A 2,470-nucleotide genomic window follows, 5' to 3' on the forward strand; every position below is an offset into this window, starting at 1 on the left:
GTAAGCGCCAAGGCGCCCCCGTCTGACGCATTGGCTTGAGTTGGATTATTTGCACGTCTGATTTGATGACGGTGTGAGTTTCCATGTCTGCTCCTATGTCCAGTGATAGAAGTTTCCAATTGCTAGAGGTGGTGCCGGGCCGGATGGACAGCAGTCCTGCGGTATCGCGGCGGAATTGGCCCGATGAGACCAAGGCTCGGATCCTTGAAGAGGCGCTTGCCCCGGACGCAAACGTGTCGGCAGTAGCGCGCCGATACGGAATGTCGCCCTCGCAATTGTTCGGCTGGCGACGCAAAGCCTTTGCCAAAGGCCAGGTTGAGCGGCTTGAGACGCCGAGCGAGGAGCATTCTTGCTCGGGCGGGACTGTCGAGATCGAGATCGCAGGTGCCATGATCCGGGTTGGCCCGACAGTCAGCGAGGATCACCTGCGCCGGGTCCTGCGCGCTGTTCGGTCCGCATGATCCCCTCGGGCGCCAAGGTATTTTTGGCCAGCCATCCGGTCGACTTCAGGAAAGGACCTGATGGGTTGGTCGGTCTGGTGCGCGACGCCGGAGCAGACCCGTTCGACGGCTCGCTCTACGTTTTCCGGTCAAAGCGCGCTGATCGGGTCAAGATCGTGTGGTGGGATGGCACGGGTTTGTGTCTGTACGCCAAGCGGCTGGAAAAGGCGGCGTTCTGCTGGCCGCGGATCGGCCACAGCCGGGTCCACCTGAGCCATGCGCAACTGCTGGCGCTGGTGGAGGGTATGGACTGGAAACGGGTGCACGCGGTGACTGAGAGCCGGCCACAATCGGCTGGGTAAAAGCCTGCGGCAGACTGACTCAGTGATACAAAACCCCAGGCAATCCGGGGTGTTTTATGCCATAATGCGGTCATGGCTCCGACCGATCCGCAACAGCTCCCAGACGACATTGACGCGCTTAAGGCGATGATCGCTGCTGCCCATGCCGAGATCGCCGAACTCAAGGTCATCAACGCCACGGCCGACGAGCGTATCGCGCGACTGACCTCGATCGTCGCCATGCTGCAGCGCGCCCAATACGGCACGCGCTCTGAACGGCTACGCCACGACCCGCTCAACGATGAGCAGATGGCTTTCGTGTTCGACGAGATCGAAACCGGCATTGAGGAGATCAAGTCTGGGCTGGAGGCACGCGACAGGAACAGTACCGCTCCCCGCCCGTCGCGGCCGCGAAAAGGCTTTGCTCCACACCTGGAACGGATCGAGCAGGTTATCGAGCCAGACGTGCCGGCCGACTGCGTTGGTCTGGAGGCCGTCCGAATTGGCGAAGACGTCTCCGAACGGCTCGATGTGACCCCGGCGACGTTCCGCGTCATCGTCACCCGTCGTCCAAAATACGCCTATCGCCTGGCTGACGGCGAAGACCGCATCGTGCAGGCGCCGGCGCCCGATCACCTGATTGTCGGCGGCATCCCCACCGAGGCGCTGCTGGCCCAGGTGGCGGTCAGCAAATATGCCGATGGCTTGCCGCTTTACCGGCAAGAGGAAATTTACGCCCGCGATGGCGTGGAGCTGGACCGCTCGCTGATGGCCCAGTGGATGGGGCGGCTGGGCTTCGAACTCGAACCGCTGGCCCAGTACGTCCTTCACACCATCAAACAGGGCGAACGGATCTTCGCCGACGAGACCCAGTTACCGACCCTGGCGCCGGGCTCGGGCAAGGTGAAGACCGCCTGGCTCTGGGCCTATGCTCGGGACGATCGACCCTTTGGTGGATCAGGACCGCCCATGGTGGCCTATCGGTTCGAAGACTCTCGGTCCGGCGATTGCGTCGCCCGGCATCTTGATGGATATTGCGGTATCCTGCAGGTCGATGGCTATACTGCCTATAACCGGCTGGGCAAGCAGAGCGGCGCCAATGATGCCATGACCCTTGCCGGGTGCTGGGCACACGCGCGGCGCAAGTTCTTCGATCTCCACTCCAGCGATGCCTCGCCCTTTGCCAGCGCCGTGGTCAAGGCCATGGCCCCGCTCTGGGCCATCGAGGAGGATATCCGCGGCCACGATCCAGAACTGCGCGCCAGCCTCCGGGCAGAGCGCTCCAGTCCCATCGTGGCAGAGCTGTTCAACATACTGGACCGGGAGCTGCCGCGCCTGTCAGGCAAATCCAAGCTGGCCGAGGCCATCCGCTATACCCTCAGTCGCCGCGTCGCACTCGAACGCTTCCTTGCCGATGGTCGTATCGAGATCGATTCCAACATTGTCGAACGCGCCATCAGGCCCCAAACCATTACCCGCAAAAATGCTCTCTTCGCCGGATCGGATGGTGGTGGCCGGACGTGGGCCACGATCGCCACGCTGCTCACCACGGCCAAGATGAACGGCGTCGATCCAAATGCCTGGCTCGCCGACACGCTCGAACGCATCGCAGGCGGCTGGCCAAACAGCCAAATCCCAGACCTCATGCCTTGGAACTTCAAGCCCTAACGGCCTCGCCTACGCGCTTAC

Annotated in this window: 3 protein-coding genes; all 3 read left to right on the forward strand. The window is 62.5% G+C overall.

The window, feature by feature from the left end; translation table 11 throughout:
• The first annotated feature begins 143 nt into the window (after window positions 1–143).
• The 3 genes from ACSQ2A_RS22990 (at window position 144) to tnpC (ending at window position 2,449) form a co-directional block, all read left to right on the forward strand.
• Window positions 144–461, forward strand: coding sequence for a transposase (locus ACSQ2A_RS22990; protein ID WP_436074164.1), 318 nt, complete (start codon window positions 144–146; stop codon window positions 459–461).
• Window positions 458–802 carry an IS66 family insertion sequence element accessory protein TnpB gene (tnpB, locus tag ACSQ2A_RS22995; protein ID WP_436074162.1) on the forward strand — a complete coding sequence of 115 codons (345 nt, stop codon included), beginning with the start codon at window positions 458–460 and terminating at the stop codon, window positions 800–802. Before ACSQ2A_RS22990 ends, tnpB begins: the two co-directional genes overlap by 4 nt.
• Before the next feature lie 72 nt (window positions 803–874).
• The gene (tnpC, locus tag ACSQ2A_RS23000) at window positions 875–2,449 is read left to right on the forward strand and encodes an IS66 family transposase (protein WP_436074163.1); all 1,575 of its coding nucleotides are present in this window, start codon (window positions 875–877) and stop codon (window positions 2,447–2,449) included.
• The last annotated feature ends 21 nt before the right edge of the window (window positions 2,450–2,470 follow it).

Source organism: Devosia sp. LjRoot3, from assembly GCF_964252865.1.
Lineage (GTDB): Bacteria > Pseudomonadota > Alphaproteobacteria > Rhizobiales > Devosiaceae > Devosia.

Bases quoted from the DNA above. Each gene is read 5' to 3' on its own strand.
- ACSQ2A_RS22990 (WP_436074164.1), top strand. From the start codon at position 144: ATGGACAGCAGTCCTGCGGTATCGCGGCGGAATTGGCCCGATGAGACC.
- tnpB (WP_436074162.1), top strand. From the start codon at position 458: ATGATCCCCTCGGGCGCCAAGGTATTTTTGGCCAGCCATCCGGTCGAC.
- tnpC (WP_436074163.1), top strand. From the start codon at position 875: ATGGCTCCGACCGATCCGCAACAGCTCCCAGACGACATTGACGCGCTT.